The sequence below is a fragment of the Mucilaginibacter lacusdianchii genome (assembly GCF_009770985.1).
Taxonomy (GTDB): Bacteria; Bacteroidota; Bacteroidia; order Sphingobacteriales; family Sphingobacteriaceae; genus Mucilaginibacter; species Mucilaginibacter lacusdianchii.
Window position 1 is genome coordinate 398,151 of the sequence record NZ_WSRW01000001.1, and the last position, 18,867, is coordinate 417,017.

General features: G+C 40.9%; 33 protein-coding genes. 3 read left to right on the plus strand and 30 right to left on the minus strand.

Translation table 11 applies throughout. The features are described 5' to 3' along the window. Window positions 1-132 precede the first annotated feature (132 nt). From GPM24_RS01795 to GPM24_RS01805, 3 genes are all read left to right on the plus strand, one after another. Entirely contained in the window at window positions 133-687 is a 555-nt protein-coding gene (locus tag GPM24_RS01795) for a GNAT family N-acetyltransferase (RefSeq protein ID WP_158825027.1), read from the plus strand. A 27-nt stretch (window positions 688-714) separates the two neighbouring features. Continuing rightward, window positions 715-1,284: a Crp/Fnr family transcriptional regulator gene (locus GPM24_RS01800; protein ID WP_158825028.1), complete on the plus strand. Its 570-nt coding sequence runs from the start codon at window positions 715-717 to the stop codon at window positions 1,282-1,284. Between the two features lie 107 nt (window positions 1,285-1,391). Further along, window positions 1,392-1,832 carry a carboxymuconolactone decarboxylase family protein gene (locus GPM24_RS01805; protein WP_158825029.1) on the plus strand — a complete coding sequence of 147 codons (441 nt, stop codon included), beginning with the start codon at window positions 1,392-1,394 and terminating at the stop codon, window positions 1,830-1,832. A gap of 64 nt (window positions 1,833-1,896) precedes the next feature. Here GPM24_RS01805 and rplQ read toward each other — a convergent pair whose 3' ends face one another. The 30 genes from rplQ to GPM24_RS01955 form a co-directional block, all read right to left on the minus strand. Beyond that, window positions 1,897-2,445 (minus strand): 50S ribosomal protein L17, encoded by a 549-nt coding sequence (rplQ, locus tag GPM24_RS01810; RefSeq protein WP_158825030.1) that lies wholly within the window; start codon window positions 2,443-2,445, stop codon window positions 1,897-1,899. Window positions 2,446-2,581: 136 nt separating this feature from the next. Further along, on the minus strand, window positions 2,582-3,574 hold the full coding sequence (locus GPM24_RS01815) for a DNA-directed RNA polymerase subunit alpha (RefSeq protein WP_158825031.1): 993 nt from the start codon (window positions 3,572-3,574) through the stop codon (window positions 2,582-2,584). 117 nt (window positions 3,575-3,691) lie between these two features. Then, window positions 3,692-4,300, minus strand: a complete 609-nt coding sequence (rpsD, locus tag GPM24_RS01820) for a 30S ribosomal protein S4 (protein WP_158825032.1) — start codon at window positions 4,298-4,300, stop codon at window positions 3,692-3,694. 67 nt (window positions 4,301-4,367) lie between these two features. Next, window positions 4,368-4,757, minus strand: coding sequence for a 30S ribosomal protein S11 (rpsK, locus tag GPM24_RS01825; RefSeq protein ID WP_158825033.1), 390 nt, complete (start codon window positions 4,755-4,757; stop codon window positions 4,368-4,370). Window positions 4,758-4,873: 116 nt separating this feature from the next. After that, window positions 4,874-5,251 (minus strand): 30S ribosomal protein S13, encoded by a 378-nt coding sequence (gene rpsM / locus GPM24_RS01830; protein WP_158825034.1) that lies wholly within the window; start codon window positions 5,249-5,251, stop codon window positions 4,874-4,876. Window positions 5,252-5,326: 75 nt separating this feature from the next. Further along, window positions 5,327-5,443, minus strand: a complete 117-nt coding sequence (ykgO, locus tag GPM24_RS01835) for a type B 50S ribosomal protein L36 (protein WP_120181030.1) — start codon at window positions 5,441-5,443, stop codon at window positions 5,327-5,329. 7 nt (window positions 5,444-5,450) lie between these two features. Next, window positions 5,451-5,669: a translation initiation factor IF-1 gene (infA, locus tag GPM24_RS01840; protein ID WP_022833270.1), complete on the minus strand. Its 219-nt coding sequence runs from the start codon at window positions 5,667-5,669 to the stop codon at window positions 5,451-5,453. Window positions 5,670-5,736: 67 nt separating this feature from the next. Continuing rightward, window positions 5,737-6,525 (minus strand): type I methionyl aminopeptidase, encoded by a 789-nt coding sequence (gene map / locus GPM24_RS01845; protein WP_158825035.1) that lies wholly within the window; start codon window positions 6,523-6,525, stop codon window positions 5,737-5,739. A gap of 7 nt (window positions 6,526-6,532) precedes the next feature. Further along, window positions 6,533-7,891: a preprotein translocase subunit SecY gene (gene secY / locus GPM24_RS01850; protein ID WP_158825036.1), complete on the minus strand. Its 1,359-nt coding sequence runs from the start codon at window positions 7,889-7,891 to the stop codon at window positions 6,533-6,535. A gap of 6 nt (window positions 7,892-7,897) precedes the next feature. Beyond that, on the minus strand, window positions 7,898-8,344 hold the full coding sequence (gene rplO, locus GPM24_RS01855) for a 50S ribosomal protein L15 (RefSeq protein ID WP_158825037.1): 447 nt from the start codon (window positions 8,342-8,344) through the stop codon (window positions 7,898-7,900). Window positions 8,345-8,348: 4 nt separating this feature from the next. After that, a complete protein-coding gene (gene rpmD / locus GPM24_RS01860) occupies window positions 8,349-8,528 on the minus strand; it encodes a 50S ribosomal protein L30 (protein WP_158825038.1) in 180 nt (59 codons plus the stop codon). A 6-nt stretch (window positions 8,529-8,534) separates the two neighbouring features. Then, complete coding sequence (rpsE, locus tag GPM24_RS01865) at window positions 8,535-9,053, minus strand: 30S ribosomal protein S5 (RefSeq protein WP_158825039.1); 519 nt, start codon at window positions 9,051-9,053, stop codon at window positions 8,535-8,537. A 12-nt stretch (window positions 9,054-9,065) separates the two neighbouring features. Then, entirely contained in the window at window positions 9,066-9,416 is a 351-nt protein-coding gene (gene rplR, locus GPM24_RS01870; protein ID WP_158825040.1) for a 50S ribosomal protein L18, read from the minus strand. A 5-nt stretch (window positions 9,417-9,421) separates the two neighbouring features. Beyond that, window positions 9,422-9,979 (minus strand): 50S ribosomal protein L6, encoded by a 558-nt coding sequence (gene rplF / locus GPM24_RS01875; RefSeq protein WP_158825041.1) that lies wholly within the window; start codon window positions 9,977-9,979, stop codon window positions 9,422-9,424. Between the two features lie 20 nt (window positions 9,980-9,999). Next, window positions 10,000-10,398, minus strand: a complete 399-nt coding sequence (gene rpsH, locus GPM24_RS01880; protein WP_158825042.1) for a 30S ribosomal protein S8 — start codon at window positions 10,396-10,398, stop codon at window positions 10,000-10,002. 168 nt (window positions 10,399-10,566) lie between these two features. Continuing rightward, a complete protein-coding gene (rpsN, locus tag GPM24_RS01885; protein ID WP_158825043.1) occupies window positions 10,567-10,836 on the minus strand; it encodes a 30S ribosomal protein S14 in 270 nt (89 codons plus the stop codon). After that, entirely contained in the window at window positions 10,836-11,402 is a 567-nt protein-coding gene (gene rplE / locus GPM24_RS01890; protein ID WP_158825044.1) for a 50S ribosomal protein L5, read from the minus strand. The genes rpsN and rplE overlap by 1 nt, the downstream gene beginning before the upstream one ends. Further along, complete coding sequence (rplX, locus tag GPM24_RS01895; RefSeq protein WP_158825045.1) at window positions 11,402-11,734, minus strand: 50S ribosomal protein L24; 333 nt, start codon at window positions 11,732-11,734, stop codon at window positions 11,402-11,404. The genes rplE and rplX overlap by 1 nt, the downstream gene beginning before the upstream one ends. Window position 11,735: 1 nt before the next feature. After that, window positions 11,736-12,104 (minus strand): 50S ribosomal protein L14, encoded by a 369-nt coding sequence (rplN, locus tag GPM24_RS01900; protein ID WP_158825046.1) that lies wholly within the window; start codon window positions 12,102-12,104, stop codon window positions 11,736-11,738. A gap of 1 nt (window position 12,105) precedes the next feature. Continuing rightward, window positions 12,106-12,360 carry a 30S ribosomal protein S17 gene (rpsQ, locus tag GPM24_RS01905; protein WP_158825047.1) on the minus strand — a complete coding sequence of 85 codons (255 nt, stop codon included), beginning with the start codon at window positions 12,358-12,360 and terminating at the stop codon, window positions 12,106-12,108. A gap of 17 nt (window positions 12,361-12,377) precedes the next feature. Beyond that, window positions 12,378-12,587: a 50S ribosomal protein L29 gene (rpmC, locus tag GPM24_RS01910; protein ID WP_158825048.1), complete on the minus strand. Its 210-nt coding sequence runs from the start codon at window positions 12,585-12,587 to the stop codon at window positions 12,378-12,380. A gap of 134 nt (window positions 12,588-12,721) precedes the next feature. After that, window positions 12,722-13,144: a 50S ribosomal protein L16 gene (gene rplP, locus GPM24_RS01915; protein ID WP_158825049.1), complete on the minus strand. Its 423-nt coding sequence runs from the start codon at window positions 13,142-13,144 to the stop codon at window positions 12,722-12,724. Window positions 13,145-13,192: 48 nt separating this feature from the next. After that, the gene (rpsC, locus tag GPM24_RS01920; RefSeq protein WP_158825050.1) at window positions 13,193-14,080 is read right to left on the minus strand and encodes a 30S ribosomal protein S3; all 888 of its coding nucleotides are present in this window, start codon (window positions 14,078-14,080) and stop codon (window positions 13,193-13,195) included. Between the two features lie 4 nt (window positions 14,081-14,084). Beyond that, a complete protein-coding gene (rplV, locus tag GPM24_RS01925) occupies window positions 14,085-14,513 on the minus strand; it encodes a 50S ribosomal protein L22 (RefSeq protein ID WP_158825051.1) in 429 nt (142 codons plus the stop codon). Window positions 14,514-14,519: 6 nt separating this feature from the next. Next, complete coding sequence (gene rpsS, locus GPM24_RS01930; RefSeq protein ID WP_076377419.1) at window positions 14,520-14,786, minus strand: 30S ribosomal protein S19; 267 nt, start codon at window positions 14,784-14,786, stop codon at window positions 14,520-14,522. Continuing rightward, window positions 14,786-15,610 (minus strand): 50S ribosomal protein L2, encoded by an 825-nt coding sequence (rplB, locus tag GPM24_RS01935; protein ID WP_158825052.1) that lies wholly within the window; start codon window positions 15,608-15,610, stop codon window positions 14,786-14,788. Before rplB ends, rpsS begins: the two co-directional genes overlap by 1 nt. Before the next feature lie 8 nt (window positions 15,611-15,618). Next, window positions 15,619-15,909 carry a 50S ribosomal protein L23 gene (gene rplW / locus GPM24_RS01940; protein WP_158825053.1) on the minus strand — a complete coding sequence of 97 codons (291 nt, stop codon included), beginning with the start codon at window positions 15,907-15,909 and terminating at the stop codon, window positions 15,619-15,621. 2 nt (window positions 15,910-15,911) lie between these two features. Then, entirely contained in the window at window positions 15,912-16,541 is a 630-nt protein-coding gene (gene rplD / locus GPM24_RS01945) for a 50S ribosomal protein L4 (RefSeq protein WP_158825054.1), read from the minus strand. A 1-nt stretch (window position 16,542) separates the two neighbouring features. Further along, window positions 16,543-17,160 carry a 50S ribosomal protein L3 gene (rplC, locus tag GPM24_RS01950; protein ID WP_158825055.1) on the minus strand — a complete coding sequence of 206 codons (618 nt, stop codon included), beginning with the start codon at window positions 17,158-17,160 and terminating at the stop codon, window positions 16,543-16,545. A 361-nt stretch (window positions 17,161-17,521) separates the two neighbouring features. Continuing rightward, window positions 17,522-18,781, minus strand: coding sequence for a prephenate dehydrogenase (locus tag GPM24_RS01955; protein WP_158825056.1), 1,260 nt, complete (start codon window positions 18,779-18,781; stop codon window positions 17,522-17,524). Between the last annotated feature and the right edge of the window lie 86 nt (window positions 18,782-18,867).

Consider the following 18,867-nt stretch of genomic DNA (forward strand, 5'->3'; position numbering starts at 1 on the left):
ATGGCAGAAAATATTATTTAAAATCAGACACAGGTTATACTTTCGTCAGTGCAGGCAGACAATCCGATGACAGCTTGGCAGATTATGACGTGATTGTTAGATGCCTTAGCATATAACTTTATAACTTTAGACATGTTCTTAGAATCGGCCAGATTGAAATTGATAGCCTTAAACCACCAGCAGTTATTACTGTGCCGGGCTAATCGGGCTGCGCTTGAAAAATCGCTGAGTTTAAAGCAATCGAACTTGAAGGTCCCGATCCTATTTCAAAGGGAAATGGCCGAAGCCATGCAAAATATATGGCTGCCTGATACCTTAAGATATCCTGACCTGTATACCTGGTATACCAATTGGGAAATTATTGATAAAAGCATTAATACAGCCGTAGGCAGTATTGGATTTGGCGGTTACCCTGATGATTATGGCGAAACATCCGTTGGTTATATGATAGACCAGCACCACTGGGGCAAAGGTTATGCTACAGAGGCATTACTTACTATATTACAATGGGGGTTTTCTTTTAGTGTGCTGAAAACGATTGTTGCTGATACATCAGTTGATAATATCGCATCACAAAAAGTATTATTAAAGGTTGGTTTTAAACAAGTAAGAGCAGGAACGAAATTGCTGTTTTATAAACTACAGAAACGCCAATTGCTTCTAAAGGACTTTTTAAAAGCTCTGTAACTCGCACTAAAAAACTCTAATTTACATATGTACAATGCACTGCTTAACCATATTCAAAAGTTTGTTCAACTCACTAATGATGAGCAAAAACTTGTTATAAGTTATCTTAAATATGAGGAGATAAATAAAAAGCATTATTTGTTTAGCGAAGGCGACAAGTGCAATGCACAATACTTCGTAATTGAAGGATGTGTAAGAATGTATTTCGTTAAAAAAAGCGGTACAGAACAAATTGTACAGTTTGGTATCGATAACTGGTGGATAACCGATTATACTAGTTTTACTTCACATACCCCTACAGCATTTTACCTGCAAGCGGTACAAGAGAGTAAACTAATAATACTTAAGCAGGATAAGCAAGAAGAATTACTGAGCATATTGCCTAAGCTGGAACATTATTTCAGGCGTATATATCAACGTGCTTATGCCGCGGCGCAAACCCGGTTAATCTTTTTTACAGACCTTTCAGGTGAAGAAAAGTATCACCATTTTGCCAGCCGATTTCCTGAATTTGTGCAGCGTGTACCGCAGTACATGCTCGCATCCTACTTAGGCTTCTCGCCAGAGTTTCTAAGTCGTTTAAGGGCAAAACAGTAGCTTATATCGTTTCTTGATCATGATCAAGATTTTTGTGCCGTTGTATGTTGACATTTGCTAATACAATGGCTGGCCAGCTGATCAATTAATACAACAAATCAAAAATCATGGAAACCAGAATCAATATTAACCAGGTAGATCCCGAGGCTTACAAAGCTATGATGACTTTAGAAACTTATGTGCATAAAAGCGGGTTGAACCGCAACCATTACGAACTCATTAAAATACGAGCCTCACAAATAAATGGCTGTGCCTTTTGCCTGGATATGCATACTAAAGACGCGCGCAAATTAGGTGAAAGCGAACAGCGTATTTATTTACTTAACGCATGGCACGAAACGACGCTTTTTACAGAAACAGAACGAGCAATTCTTTCACTCACTGAAGAAATAACAAAAATACAGAACGGTGTAAGCGCGGAAACTTACAGCAACGCTGTAAAAGTATTAGGTGAAAATACAACCGCTCAGGTAATCATGGCAGCAGTAACTATCAACGCCTGGAATCGCATTGCTATCACAACGCAATTACAACCGGCATTAGCGTAAAACGGTACAAACAAAAAAGCCCTGCTCGTTTGAGCAGGGCTTTTTTGTTTGTGTAATCTAAAAATTACTCGCCTTTTTCAGCGTTTTCCTCATTTTGTGCAGGTGCATTTACAGTTGTAGTATCATCAGCAACAACTGCGTCATCAGCTGGAGTAACTTCTGCAGTTGCAGCTGGAGCAGCAACTTTAGCTTTACCACCACGACGTGAACGACGGGTTGCAGCCGGAGCCGCAGCAGCGTTAGCACCGTATACAGTGTTATAGTCTACCAACTCGATGATCGCCATCTCAGCGTTGTCACCTAAACGGTTTTCTAATTTAATGATACGAGTGTAACCACCTGGACGGGTAGCGATTTTCTCTGCAATTTCACGGAACAAAATAGTAACCGCGTCTTTGTTTTGCAAATAGCTAAATACAGTACGACGTGAGTGAGTAGTATCGCTTTTAGATTTGGTTAACAAAGGCTCAACATAAACACGCAGTGCTTTTGCTTTTGCCAGTGTTGTAGTGATACGCTTATGCAAGATAAGCGATGAAGCCATGTTACCCATCATCGCTTTACGATGACTGTCTGTACGGCCTAAGTGGTTGTGTTTTTTACCGTGTCTCATTGTTTTGTTTGTTGTGGCACGTGCATACCGTTGGGCGGCGTATTATCGTCAAGCCCGCGGAATTACGCCAGATTATAGAAATAAAAAGTGAGTAGTGAAAAACAACCTCATGTTGCCTTCGCTACTCACCAAGTGATTACTCTTCGTCGAGTTTGTATTTTGACAGGTTCATACCAAAAGATAAGCCTTTTGATTTAACCAGGTCTTGAATCTCTGTCAGTGATTTTTTACCGAAGTTTCTGAATTTTAACATATCAGCCACGTCGTAAGAAACCAAATCAGCTAGGCTGCGAATATCGGCTGCTTTTAAGCAGTTCAACGCACGAACTGATAAATCAAGATCAACTAATTCAGTTTTCAAGATTTTGCGCATATGCAGAATCTCTTCATCAACTTCTTTGGTTTCTTCCTTAGCTTGAGCTTCCAGCATCATGTTCTCATCAGAGAACAACATGAAGTGTTGAATCAAGATCTTAGCAGCTTCTTTCAAAGCGTCTTCAGGATGAACAGAACCATCAGTAGCAATATCCAGAACTAATTTCTCATAGTCAGTTTTTTGCTCAACACGATAGTTTTCGATGGTATATTTTACGTTTTTAATTGGCGTGTAGATAGAATCTACAGCAATTACACCTAAAGCAGCATCCGGGTTTTTGTTCTCTTCACTCGGTACGTAACCACGACCTTTGTTAACAGTCAGCTCAACTTCTAATGTGATTGAAGGATCCATGTTGCAAAGCAGCAAATCTGGGTTCAATACGGTAAAGTTGTTAGAGAACTTAGTAATATCGCCGGCTTTGAATGTATCCTGACCATTGATAATTACAAAGATTTTTTCTAAATCGCCTGATTCACCAGTCTTTTTAAATCTAACCTGTTTCAGGTTCAAGATGATTTCGGTTACGTCTTCAACCACACCTTTGATAGTTGAAAACTCATGAGTTACTCCTGAGAAACGAACAGAAGTAATAGCATAACCTTCCAGTGATGACAGTAAGATACGACGTAAAGCATTACCTATGGTTACACCGAAGCCTGGTTCTAACGGACGGAACTCAAACGTACCCTCAAAGTCAGTCGACTTCTGCATGATAACCTTGTCAGGTTTTTGGAATGCTAATATTGCCATTTATATGCTTTGTTTATTGGTTACTTATTAAACAGATATAAGACATGGAATGTCAGATATGAGGCTTCCTTTCGGAAAATTCCCAAATCTAACATCCCATATCTCAAATCCAAATTGTTATTTAGAGTATAACTCGACGATTAAGTTTTCTTTGATATTCTCAGGAATCTCATCGCGGTTAGGATAGTTAAGCAACTTACCGCTTAGCGCAGCTGCATCCCATTCAAACCAGCTATATTTGTTTATTTTACGGCCAGCCACTGAATTACTGATAGCCTCTAAAGATTTTGATTTCTCACGAACGGCAATTACGTCACCAGCTTTCAAAGTGTATGAAGGAATGTTCACCACTTCGCCGTTTACTGTAATGTGTTTGTGACCTACCAACTGACGTGCAGCTGAACGTGTAGGCGCAATACCTAAACGGTATACAGCATTATCTAAACGAGCTTCCAATAATTGAAGCAAGTTAGTACCAGTAATGCCTTCACGAGCAGAAGCTTTGTGAAACAAGTTTTCGAAGTAACGCTCTAATACACCATAAGTGTATTTAACTTTTTGCTTCTCTTGTAACTGAACAGCGTACTCAGATTGTTTACCTCTACGTTTAGACACGCCATGCATACCTGGAGGATAATTTTTTCTTTCTAACACTTTATCAGGACCGAAGATCGGCTCTCTGAATTTACGTGCAATTTTGGACTTTGGTCCGGTATATCTAGCCATTTTGTTGTGTTTTTAAAGTATCATACAACCTGTAGTTGCAGAATCTTAGCTTTAAAAAATATATTAATTAAACTCTTCTTCTTTTAGCCGGACGACAACCGTTGTGTGGCAATGGTGTGATGTCGCGGATAGTAGTAACTTCGATACCTGAAGTTTGCAGTGTACGGATAGCTGATTCACGACCAGCACCCGGGCCTTTAACAAATACTTCTACCTTACGTAAGCCTAAGTCATAAGCAACTTTACCGCAATCGGCAGCAGCTTGTGAAGCAGCATATGGAGTGTTCTTTTTAGAACCCTTGAAACCCATTTTACCAGCTGAAGACCAAGATATTGCCTGACCTTGGCTGTTGGTTAAAGTGATGATAATGTTGTTAAAAGTAGCGTTTACGTGTGCTTGACCCACAGGCTCAACAATCACAATACGCTTTTTGGTTACTTTTTTAGCTTTAGCCATTTTTTTAATTATTGACTCAATGAATTACTGGATTAGCGAATAATCAGGACTCATTGATCGTTGGATAATTGTTATATTCCTAATGACCGGAGCAAACTCCAGTCATTAATCATTTATTACTTAGTAGCTTTTTTCTTGTTAGCAACTGTTTTACGTTTACCTTTACGGGTACGTGAATTGTTCTTGGTACGCTGACCACGCAGAGGTAATCCTTTACGGTGACGGGTACCACGGTAGCAACCGATATCCATTAAACGTTTAATGTTCAGTTGAACTTCTGAACGTAAAGCACCTTCTACTTTGATTTGATCGTTGATAATACCACGAATGGCAGCTAACTGATCGTCGCTCCAATCTTGTACCTTAGTATCGCGAGAGATACCAGCCTGATCTAAAATTGCTTGTGCAGTTGAGCGGCCAACACCATAAATGTAAGTAAGACCAATCTCTCCTCTTTTGTTTCTTGGTAAATCAATACCTGAAATCCTTGCCATGTTTGTAAATTGTTTTTAAGATGAACGACCGAACGGCGGGCCACCGTTGTACGGATAACGTTCCAATGTTTTTAATTAACCCTGACGTTGCTTGAACTTAGGGTTCTTTTTGTTAATAACGTAAAGCTTACCTTTGCGGCGGATGATTTTGCAATCAGCACTACGTTTTTTGATGGATGCTCTAACTTTCATCGCTTGTTTATTTATATCTGTAAGTTATTCTACCTTTGGTTAAATCATACGGACTCATTTCCAACTTAACCCTGTCACCAGGTAAGATTTTAATGTAGTGCATACGCATCTTGCCTGATATATGCGCAATAATCTCATGACCATTTTCCAGTTCCACCCTAAACATAGCATTTGATAATGCTTCTCTGATAGTACCGTCTTGCTCAATCGAGGATTGTTTCGCCATATTTTACTGATTATTACTTGTTTATAACCGACCTAAATCGGGTTGCAAAAATATAAAAAATATTTTATTAATTGTTATTTTTTTCTAAAACTTCTTCGATGTAAGAAAAAGTAGATAGAATATCAGGCTGCCCTTTTTTAACAGCTACTGTATGCTCATAATGCGCCGAAGGCTTGCCGTCAACTGTCGAAACTGTCCAACCATCTTTCCAAAATTTAACACCGGCTTTACCAGCGTTGATCATCGGCTCGATGGCAATCACCATCCCTTCTTCCAGTTTAGTACCAGCACCCCTTTTACCGTAGTTAGGAACATCCGGCTTTTCATGCAGTTTTAAGCCAACACCATGGCCAACCAATTCTTTAACAACGCCGAAACCATGCTTTTCAGCATGCTCCTGCACAGCGTAACCGATATCGCCAACACGCATGCCCGACACGGCCTTTTCAACGCCGCGTACTAAACATTCTTGTGTTACCTTCATCAATGTTTTAGCTGTTTCGCTTACCTCGCCCACTGCAAAAGTATAGGCAGAATCGCCATAGTAGTTGTTCTTGACAACACCGCAATCTATGGAAAGCAGATCGCCTTCTTTTAAAACGTGGTCACCAGGAAAACCGTGCACTACCTGATCGTTCATGGATATGCACAAAGAAAACGGGAAACCGTGGTAGTTCAAGAACGCCGGAACACCACCGTTATCCCGTATAAAAGTTTCTGCTGCCTTATTCAAATCAATGGTCTTGATACCAGGTTTAATCATCTTGGCCATCTCGCCCAAAGTTTTCGACACAAGTAGAGCGCTTTCTCTAATCAGCTCTATTTCTTCAGCAGACTTGAAATGAATTTTTGCCATGTCAAACTTAGATAGCCGGAGGTACGGTACCAGCAGCAGTTGGAACTGCTGTACGGCCTTTTACTCTACCGGTTTTCATCAAACCGTCATAATGGCGCATTAGCAAATGACTCTCAATTTGTTGTAGAGTATCTAACACTACACCTACCAGAATGATCAACGAGGTACCGCCAAAGAAACGGGAAAATTGACTATTCACATGTGCCATATTAGCCAAAGCAGGTATAACTGCAATGATCGCTAAAAAGATAGAGCCTGGTAAGGTAATACGTGAGATAACATTATCTATAAATTCAGACGTAGCATTACCTGGTGCAACACCCGGAATGAAACCGCCGTTCTTCTTCATGTCATCTGACATTTGTTTAGGATTTACAGTAATTGCTGTATAGAAATACGTAAACAGGATAATCAGAATGCCAAATACTAAGTTGTGCAACCATGATGTGTAACTTGACAGAGCAATCATTACACTGTTAGAAGCAACATTAGGAAAGAATGATGAAATCGTAGCCGGGATGAACATTAATGCTTGCGCAAAGATGATAGGCATTACACCAGCTGCATTCACTTTTAACGGAATGTACTGACGAACGCCACCATATTGTTTGTTACCTACAATACGCTTAGCATATTGAACAGCAATTTTACGGGTACCCTGCACCACCAAGATGGTAAACATAATAACCGCAACGAGTGCCAATATTTCAACAATGAATAATAACGGACCACCGGTAGCATTTTTACCGCTAACCCGTGACGTAAACTCGTCAACAATAGCAGCCGGCAATTGTGCAATGATCCCCGTCATGATGATTAAAGATATACCGTTTCCGATACCTTTGTCTGTAATTTTTTCTCCCAACCACATTACAAATAATGTACCGGCGGTTAAAATGATTACTGATGAAAAAGTAAACAAGCCCTGACCCATAACCGGGCTGATAGCCGTTGGATTGATTTGCGAACGAACATATCCAACACCTTGTAATAAGGTAATTAGGATAGTTAGATAACGGGTCCACTGGTTTAATTTAGTACGGCCGCTTTCGCCTTCTTTTTGCAACTTGGTAAAATAAGGTACAGCAATACCTAATAACTGCACCACAATTGATGCAGAAATATATGGCATTACCCCTAATGCAAAAATGGAGGCACGTGAAAACGAACCACCAGCAAACATATTCAATAAACCTAGCAAGCCTTCTTTATTGGCCTGGCTACCTAAAGCATTCGCATCAACACCCGGAAGTGCTACATATGAACCTACACGGTATATTAAAAGAAATAAGAGTGTGTTTATAATACGCACTCTTAAATCTTCAATCTTCCAAATATTGGATAATGTGTTGAAAAAATTTTTCATTTAAAATTACAACTTAACGATTGAACCGCCTGCTGCTTCAATTGCTTTTTGAGCCGAAGCAGAAAACGCATGGGCTTGAACATCAACTTTAGCAGTCAGTGTACCACGACCCAGAATTTTCACTATGTCGTTTTTTGACACTAAACCGTGTTCTTTTAATGTATCAAAGTTAATAGAAGATACTGAATAAGTATCAACTAATTGTTGTAAAGTATCTAAGTTGATACCATTGTACTCAACGCGGTTAGGATTTTTAAAACCTACCTTAGGTAAGCGACGCTGTAATGGCATCTGACCACCTTCAAAACCAACTTTTGTGCTGGTACCTGAACGTGAGCCCGCACCTTTGTGACCACGGGTTGATGTACCGCCACGGCCTGAACCAGTACCACGGCCAATTCTTTTTCTATTTTTAGTAGAACCTTCTGCAGGTTTAAGATTACTTAAATTCATAACATTAAATGTTTTCTACTGCTACCAAATGATTAACTTTTCTAATCATGCCAATGATTGCAGGATTAGCTTCAACTTCAACGCTATGGTTAATTTTCTTTAAACCTAAAGCCTCGATGGTTTTTTTCTGGCGCTCGCTTCTATCGATCACGCTTTTAATCTGAGTTATTTTGATTTTCGCCATGACTGATTATCCGTTAAATACTTTACCTAAATTAACGCCACGGTGCTGAGCTACGGTATAAGCGTCGCGTAATTGCGCTAACGCTGATACGGTTGCTTTAACCACGTTGTGCGGGTTTGATGAACCTTTTGATTTTGCCAATACGTTGTGAACACCTGCTGACTCTAATACAGCACGCATTGCACCACCAGCAATTACACCGGTACCGTTAGAAGCTGGTTTGATGAAAACGAAGCCACCAGAAAATTTGCCGATTTGCTCGTGAGGTACAGTACCGTTAATGATAGGAACTTTTACCAAGTTCTTTTTAGCATCATCAATACCTTTAGCAATTGCTTCAGTTACCTCTTTTGCTTTACCTAAACCGTAACCAACAACGCCGTTCTCATCACCCACTACCACGATAGCAGAAAAGCTGAAGGTACGGCCACCTTTGGTTACTTTGGCAACGCGTTGTATGCTCACCAAGCGATCTTTTAATTCAATCTCGCTCGTTTTTACTCTTTTAATATTTATAGTTGACATTACTCGTTTCGGTTAAAAGTTTAAACCACCTTCACGTGCACCTTCAGCCAGTTGTTTAACACGGCCATGATACAAGTATCCATTTCTATCGAAAACCACGGCTTCGATACCAGCTGCTTTCGCTTTCTCAGCGATTAATTTACCTACTGCTACTGACTGTTCGCCTTTAGTACCTTGTGCGTTAAAATCTTTTGATAAAGATGAAGCTGATACTAGGGTTTTGCCGGCAACATCGTCAATAATTTGTGCATAGATGCCTTTGTTGCTTCTGTACACTGACAAGCGCGGACGTTCCGCAGAACCTGAAAGACGCTTTCTGATTCCTTTTTTAATTCTTTCTCTTCTTGAATATTTACCTGCCATGACGATTATTTTTTAGATGCTGATTTACCTGCTTTTCTTCTTAATACTTCGCCTACAAACTTGATACCTTTACCTTTGTAAGGCTCTGGAGCACGCAGTGAGCGGATTTTGGCAGCAACCTGGCCAATTAACTGTTTGTCAATAGACTCCAGGATGATGGTTGGGTTTTTACCTTTCTCAGCAGTAGTGGATACTTTAATTTCTTTTGGTAATTCAAACACATAGTGGTGAGAATATCCCAGCACTAAGTCTAAAGTATTACCTGTATTGGTAGCACGGTAACCTACACCTACCAACTCTTGCTCTAGTTTGTAACCAGTAGTTACACCTGTAACCATGTTGTTGATAAGCGCACGATACAAACCATGTAATGCTTTGTGACGTTTTTGATCAGTTGGACGAGTTACTGATAACACGCCTTCTTCTTGAGATACAGTGATATCACTGTCTACCGCCTGCTGCAATTCGCCTTTAGGGCCTTTAACGGTTACTACGTTGCTGTCTGAAACAGTAACGGTAACACCTGCAGGGATAGTAATTGGGGCTTTTCCTACTCTTGACATTTCTTAGTTTCTACTTGCAATTAATAAACGAAGCATAATACCTCGCCACCGATGTTTTGCTGACGGGCTTCTTTATCTGTCATTACTCCTTTTGAAGTTGACAGGATAGCGATACCCAAACCATTTAATACTCTTGGCATAGTGTCCATGCCTGCATATTTTCTCAAACCTGGTTTGCTAACACGGGTTAACGTGCGGATTGCAGGAACTTTGGTTACAGGATGATACTTTAACGCTACTTTGATGTTTCCTTGAGGACCGTTGTCTTCAAATTTGTAGTTAGCGATGTAACCTTTGTCGAAAAGCACTTTAGTGATTTCCTTTTTCAGATTTGATGCAGGAATTTCAACAACCCTTTGGTTGGCTTTAATAGCATTCCTTACTCTGGTAAGATAATCTGCGATTGGATCTGTATTCATTATTATAAAAATGTGATGGTGGTTTCCTTCGCCTCCCGGCGGCGACCTGCCATCGGTTAAAAATTCTGTTCAGACAGTTGCAGGTATAATTTGCAAATTGCCGGCCGCAAAGGTAAGAAATTAATTCTCAACCTGCAACCGGCAATTTTATACCTGTAATGCCGTTTATTACCAGCTAGCTTTCTTTACTCCTGGGATTTTACCAGCTAAAGCCATTTCACGGAATGTAACACGTGAAATACCAAACTGACGCATATATCCACGAGGGCGGCCGGTAAGCTTGCAACGGTTGTGCAATTTTACTGGAGATGATGCTTTTGGTAATTTATCCAAAGCTGCATAATCGCCAGCGGCTTTAAGGGCTGCTCTTTTCTCAGCATATCTAGCTACTAATTGAGCACGTTTGCGTTCACGTGCTTTTACACCTTCTTTAGCCATTATTGATTATTTTGAGTTTGATTCTTAAACGGTAAACCAAATTGTTTCAACAATTCTAACGCCTCAACGTCATTAGTTGCTGAAGTTACAAAGGTAATATCCATACCTTGGATTTTATTGATTTTATCAATATTTATCTCCGGGAAAATAATTTGCTCGGTGATACCTAAAGTATAGTTACCTTTTCCGTCAAAACCTTTATCGTTGATACCTTTGAAGTCACGGATACGTGGCAAAGCTACAGCGATCAAACGATCCAAAAACTCGTACATGTTATTATCACGTAAAGTTACACGTACACCTACTGGCATACCTTTACGCAATTTGAAGTTCGAGATATCTTTTTTAGATTTTGAAGCAACTGCTTTTTGACCAGTTATGGTAGACAATTCAGAAATTGTAGTTTCTATTAACTTTTTGTCTGTTGTAGCAGCACCAACACCTTGGTTGATTGCAATTTTTTCCAGCTTTGGAACTTGCATTACGCTTTTGTACTGAAATTTATCTTTCAATGCAGTGCGGATCTCGTCTTTATATTTAGATTTTAATCTTGGAACGTATGCCATTACTTAATTTCCTCCCCTGATTTTTTTGCTACTCTAACTAATTTACCAGCGTCATTTTTCTTGCGGCCAACACGTGTTGCTGCACCTGTTTTAGGGTCAACCAATGCCAGGTTTGAAATATGAATAGGAGCTTCTTTTTTTACAATACCGCCGTTAGGATTAGCTGCATTTGGTTTAGTATGTTTAGATATCATGTTGACACCTTCAACAACCGCACGGTTAGTGGCTACAATAATTTCAGTTATTTTACCTTGCTGACCTTTTGAGTCGCCGGCAATAACCTTAACCAAATCACCTTTGCGGATCTTTAATTTTACTTTCTTGTTTTCCATGTTACAATACCTCCGGTGCTAATGATACAATTTTCATGAATTGTTTCTCGCGTAACTCTCTTGCTACCGGACCGAAGATACGTGTGCCACGAGGCTCATCCTGGTTATTTAACAAAACAGCTGCGTTATCGTCGAAACGAATATATGAACCGTCTTTACGGCGAACTTCTTTTTTAGTTCTTACTACTACGGCTTTAGATACGGTACCTTTTTTTACGTTACCTGATGGGATAGCGCTTTTTACAGTAACTACAATCTTATCGCCAACAGAGGCATAGCGTTTAGCAGTACCGCCTAATACGCGGATAACCAACACTTCTTTTGCGCCGCTGTTATCAGCTACGTTTAATCTTGATTCCTGTTGTACCATCTTATTTAGCCCTTTCTAAAATTTGAACTAATCTCCAGTTTTTATTTTTACTCAATGGACGGGTTTCCATAATCAATACGGTATCACCAATACCACAAGTATTAGCTTCGTCATGAGCCATGAACTTGGCAGTTTTATTTACGAACTTGCCATAGATCGGGTGTTTCACTTTCCGTTCTACTGCTACAACAATAGATTTATCCATCTTATTGCTAACTACCAGGCCGGTACGTGTTTTTCTTAAATTTCTTTCCATTTTCTTCGACGCTTAAATTATTGCTGTTCAGAAGCTGACGCCGCTTTGCGCTTGGTTAATTCAGTATTTAAACGAGCAACCTCCCGGCGTACATTTTTGATACGGATTGGGTTTTCGATAGCTGAAACGGCGTGAGCAAATTTCAGTTTCGTCAAGTTGGTTTTCTCCTCGCTAATTCTTGCAACCAACTCTTCAGTTGACAGCGCTGATATTTCTGAGCTTTTCATTTTCTTGTGAGTTTTTGACTTGTGAGAGGTAAGCTGGAGGCTTACGTCACCTTTCTTCTGTTATTATTATTACTTTTCAGGTTACAGGTTGTAAGCTTATAAAAGCGACTCACAACTTACAACCTGTAAACTTATTATGCTTCGGCGTAATCTCTACGCACCACAAATTTAGTTTGCACCGGCAGTTTTTGAGCAGCCAGGCGAAGTGCTTCTTTAGCAACTTCTAATGGCACACCTTCTGCTTCGAAGATGATCCGACCAGGGCGTACTACCGCTACCCAGTACTCAGGAGCACCTTTACCTTTACCCATACGTACCTCTGCTGGTTTTTTGGTTACAGGCTTGTCAGGAAATATTCTGATCCATACCTGGCCTTCACGTTTCATAAAACGTGTTACAGCGATACGGGCGGCCTCGATTTGACGGCTGGTGATCCAAGCCGGCTCGAGTGATTTTATACCGAAAGATCCGAATGAAAGTTCAGCACCACGAGAAGCGGTTCCTTTCATCCTGCCTTTTTGCATCTTTCTGAACTTCGTTCTTTTTGGCTGTAGCATTTTATTAGCTTTTTATATCTAAACGATGTCTGTCTCGACTTTGATTAATTATCTGTTTCCGCCTGGACGGTTGCCACCTGGGCGATTGCCACCACCTTGGCGGTTTTGGCCACCTGGACGGTTACCGCCACCTTGGCCACCACGTTGGTTGTTGTTACCACCTCTGCGGTCACCACCACCTTGACGACGGTCGCCACCACCTCTGCGGTCGTTACCACCACGCTCGTTACCAAACGCTGCTGCGCCTTCCGGACGTCCACCTCTGCCGCTTGCGCTGCTAGTAGAACCAATGTTTGGAGAAAGATCACGTTTACCGTAAACTTCACCTTTACAGATCCATACTTTAACACCTATTTTACCATAAGTAGTTAAAGCTTCAGCCAAAGCGTAATCGATATCAGCACGCAGTGTATGCAATGGAATTCTACCTTCTTTGTATTGCTCAGTACGCGCCATCTCAGCACCGCCTAAACGGCCAGATGTCATTACTTTGATACCTTCAGCACCCATTCTCATGGTTGAAGCGATGGTAGTTTTCATTGCACGACGGAAAGAGATACGGGCTTCCAGCTGTTTTGCAATGCCTTCAGCAACTAACTGAGCATCCAGTTCAGGACGTTTAATCTCGAAGATGTTAATTTGAACATCTTTTTTAGTTAGTTTTTTTAGCTCTTCTTTAATCTTGTCAACTTCCTGACCACCTTTACCAATTACAATACCCGGACGAGCAGTGTGAATAGTAACAGTGATGCGTTTTAAAGTACGCTCAATAACAACTTTAGATACGCCGCCTTTAGCGATACGAACTGAAAGATATTTGCGGATTTTTTCGTCCTCAACTAATTTATCGGAGTAGTTGTTGCCACCGAACCAGTTAGAATCCCAACCTCTGATGATTCCTAAACGGTTACCTATTGGATGTGCTTTCTGTCCCATTATATTAGTTAATTTCGGTTTTACTATCCACAATTAAAGTTACGTGGTTAGAGCGTTTACGGATACGGTATCCGCGGCCCTGAGGAGCTGGGCGCAATCTTTTCAACTGACGGCCACCACCTACTGAAACTTCTTTTACATATAAAGCACTATCTTCAACGCGTTTGCCTTCATTTTTTGCTTCCCAGTTTTTGATAGCTGACAGCAATAATTTCTCAACACGGATAGCCGCTTCTTTATTGGTATATTTTAAGATATACAGTGCTTTTTCAACCTGCTCACCGCGAATCAGATCTACCACTAAGCGCATTTTACGCGGCGAAGTTGGGCAGTTCTGTAATTTGGCAACAGAAGCTCCTCCTTGCTGAGCTTTCTCTTGCTCTTTGCGTTGTCTGATTAATACAGACTTTTTAATTTTTGTTGTTGCTTCCATTGCCTATTATTTTTTCTTTTCTGCGTGACCACGGAATGTACGGGTTGGCGCAAACTCTCCCAGCTTGTGACCTACCATGTTTTCTGTTACATACACAGGTATAAATTTATTACCGTTATGTACTGCAAATGTATGACCAACGAAATCAGGAGAGATCATGGAACGACGTGACCATGTTTTTACAACTGATTTCTTGCTTGATTCATTCAAGGTAAGAACTTTTCTTTCCAGGTTATGATCAATGTAAGGTCCTTTTTTAATCGAACGTGCCATTATTTCTTCCTTCTTTCTATGATATAACGATCAGATGTTTTTTTCTTGTCGCGGGTTTTGTAGCCTTTAGCTAACAAACCTTTACGTGAGCGTGGGTGACCACCTGATGAACGGCCTTCACCACCACCCATAGGGTGATCGACAGGGTTCATGGCAACACCACGTACTCTTGGACGACGACCGATCCAACGTTTACGACCTGCTTTACCTAACACTTCGTTAGCTTTCTCGGCATTTGATACAGTACCGATAGTTGCTAAACAAGTTGAAAGGATCATGCGGGTTTCACCTGAAGGCAATTTAATAATGGCGTATTTACCATCACGTGCAGACAGTTGTGCGTATGTACCTGCTGAGCGGGCAATAGTGCCACCCTGGCCAGGGTTCAGTTCAATGTTATGAATGATAGAACCTAAAGGAATGTTCTTCAACGGCAAGGTATTACCTACTTCAGGAGGTGAACCTGAACCTGAAAGAACTACCTGACCTACGGTCAAGCCTTCTGGAGCAATCATGTAGCGTTTTTCGCCATCTGCATAATGTAACAGGGCGATACGTGCTGAACGGTTTGGATCGTACTCGATAGTCGCAACAGTAGCGGGGATGTCAAACTTGTCACGTTTAAAGTCGATCAATCGGTATGATTTCTTATGTCCCCCACCGATGTAACGCATGGTCATTTTACCGGTGTTGTTACGTCCGCCTGATTTTTTGTGTGAAACCACTAATGATTTTTCTGGAACATTAGTAGTCACATCAGAGTAATCGGCGCCCACTCTGAAGCGGGTACCCGGAGTAACCGGTTTAAATCTTTTAACTGCCATTTCTCTTTTTATATTGTGCTATAAAAATCTATTGTTTCACCATCCTGTAAAGTGATGATCGCTTTTTTGAAGGTAGCCGGACGACCGGTTACAATACCTGCTTTAGTGTTGCGACTTTTCAGCTTTCCAGAATATTTCATAGTGTTTACCGCTTTCACGTTTACACCATACATTGCTTCAATTGCTCCCTTGATCTGAATTTTGTTAGCTCTGGGATCAACTTTAAAAGCATAACGATTAAGTTTCTCTGTAAGCAGAGATACTTTTTCAGTAAGTAAAGGTTTCTTTAAAATTTCCATAATTACTTAGCGAACGCTTCCTCCAGAGTTTTAACAGAACCAGCAGTTAGCAATACCTTGCCTGCGTTTAACACATCATAAGTGTTCAACTGATCGGCAGTGATAACCTTAGCTTTTTTCAGGTTTCTGCTTGATAAATAAATATTGTTGTTTGCAGCAGGCAATACCAGCAATGTTTTCTCATTAGTGAAATTCAAGTCGGCTACCAGTTGTATGTAGTTTTTGGTTTTAACTGAATCAAAGTTAAAATCTTCTAATACTACGATGCTGTTATCCTGAGCTTTATAGGTCAGTGCTGATTTACGAGCTAATTGCTTAAGTTTTTTGTTCAGCTTAAAGCTATAGTCGCGAGGTTGCGGACCGAATACACGGCCACCACCGTTAAACAAAGGTGATTTGATGCTACCTGCGCGGGCGCCACCAGTACCTTTTTGTTTATGTAATTTGCGGGTTGAACCTGCAATTTCGTTACGTTGTTTTGCTTTGTGTGTACCTTGACGTTGGTTAGCTAAAAATTGCTTAACATCAAGATAGATAGCGTGATCGTTGGGTTCTACCGCGAAAACCGAATCAGGAAGCTGCACCTTGGCACCCGTTTCTTTACCTGATACATTTAATACATTAACTTCCATCTTATTTGTCTACGATTACGAATGAACCCTTAGCTCCTGGGATAGAACCTTTAACTACCAGCAGGTTTTGCTCAGCAAATACTTTAACCACTTCAAGGTTTTGTACTTTAACACGAGCATTACCAGTTTGACCGGCCATACGCATACCTTTAAATACGCGTGAAGGCCATGATGAAGCACCCAGTGAACCTGGCGCACGCAAACGGTTGTGCTGACCGTGAGTTTGCATACCCACACCACCGAAACCGTGACGTTTTACAACACCCTGAAAACCTTTACCTTTTGAGGTACCTACTACATCCACAAAATCTCCGGCAGCAAAAATATCTACGGTAACAGTGTCACCTAGATTTTTTTGATCTTCGAAAGTTTTGAATTCTACCAGTCTGCGTTTTGGCGTAGTACCGGCTTTTTGGAAGTGGCCTTTTAAAGGAGCAGGGGTGTTTTTTTCTTTTTGCTCATCATATGCCAGCTGAACAGCTGCATACCCGTCTGCATCTACAGACTTCACTTGTGTAACTACACAAGGCCCAGCTTCGATTACTGTACAAGGAATATTCTTTCCTGTCTCATCGAAAATGCTGGTCATTCCTACTTTTTTACCAATAATTCCTGACATTTTCTTGTTTTTTTGTTTTGCCCATCGAAGCAGTAGGGCTTCGTTCAAGGCATAGTTGCCCCCGAAAGGGACGGCAAAGATAGGAATTTTTAATTAACTATCAAACAGTTACAAAATAATTTTTCGTTGTTTTTTAGTCTGATTCTCAGTGTTTAGACTGTGCAGTTTTCGACGGTAAAATGTTGCTTTGAGAAACAACGTCATAAATATAAATAAGTGCGATAAATCTTCTTCTATTTTGGTAGTATTTATTGACTGTTGGCTTATTAAGTGGTTACTGTATAATGGTATCGATACGGTAGTGCTTCCTTGCGTTTTTTGATGCACGTAGGCAAATTCAGGTCGGTTGACTCGGATATTGTTATTTAACTGTTAATCGTCTAATCAGGTCGGCACTTTGCTTTTGCCCCTCTTTTAAGCGGTCCTGAAAAAATGTTTGTACCTGGTTAAAATGCTTTTTATAGCCTTCCATATCACCGTAGTTGATGATCGACGCCCATTCGCGCACAGCAGAATGAAACTCCAGGTCATCTCCACGTATAGATTTATCATACAAAGCAGCCTGGATAGATTCTTCCAGCAATTCTTCATCCTTAAATAAATATTCGGCAATGCCCAGGCGCAAACGGAAAGGCGGCGTTTGCCCTACCAAGTTATCATACGGGTTTACGCCCAGGTGATACCATGCATCTACCATACTCAATATACTTAAGTGCGAATTTGGCTTACGTTCGCTCACATTTCCATGAAAGGTGAATTCATCCATAACCGAATCATTGAGCATGATCGGCTTGCGGCTTTCATGAAATACGAAGTCACGGGCTTTATATAACCGTTCTCTGAAGGCTTCCTCCTCTTCCTGTATCATCAACTTAAACAATTCCGATTCGGATTGCGCATAGCGCTTTACCTGCTGACGAGCGTAAGGGTTAAGAATAGCCAGCCCGGCATATACGTGCGCTTTGTAGCTAAATATGCGGAGGGTAATGAGAATCTTAACATTATCAATTCCTCCGAGATAAGAAGCATTCTCCCATGGGAAAAAGCCAGCTGATGCCCAAGCCGTACCCATGCTTTCGAAACCTACGTGCGTAACAGCTTGCGTATCGGCCACAATGCGGTCATGCTCGTGATAGTCGGGCAATTCTACAACATCAGATTTGATAGCGGTGAACAAATCTAACATGCGCTGATAGGCCTCATCGGTAGCACGATGGCGGATGAGAATCAGCTTTTGCCCTTCGGGTTCGAAGCCGCCACCATGCATGGCATGAAAAGTGACAATCTGCGCATCGGCCGGCAAATGTGCCTCAAACAAGGCAATCTCCGGACTTTTTACCGAAGTTTGACCGGCTACTATAGCGCCATATTTGGTTGATGGGCTGCACTCGGCCACCACTTTAGCCATATGATCGGCTTCTACAGAATAAATGATCAAGTCGCAGGTGCGGGATACTTGTTTGCCGTCGTCGAGCAATGCAACGCCTAGTGGAATTAATTCATGTTCTAGCGCTTCGCGATTTTGCGGTAAATCGCATCCACATACGGTATAACCGGCTTTAGCAAACGCCTTTGCATAAACCTTACCCATATCACCCAAACCAATTATTCCGATGTTCATGCTGCTAATATAATTATGATTGGTAAATTTAAGGTAGATATGCTATTTTCGTTTTTTGCACAACGTGGCCAATACAGCACTTGATT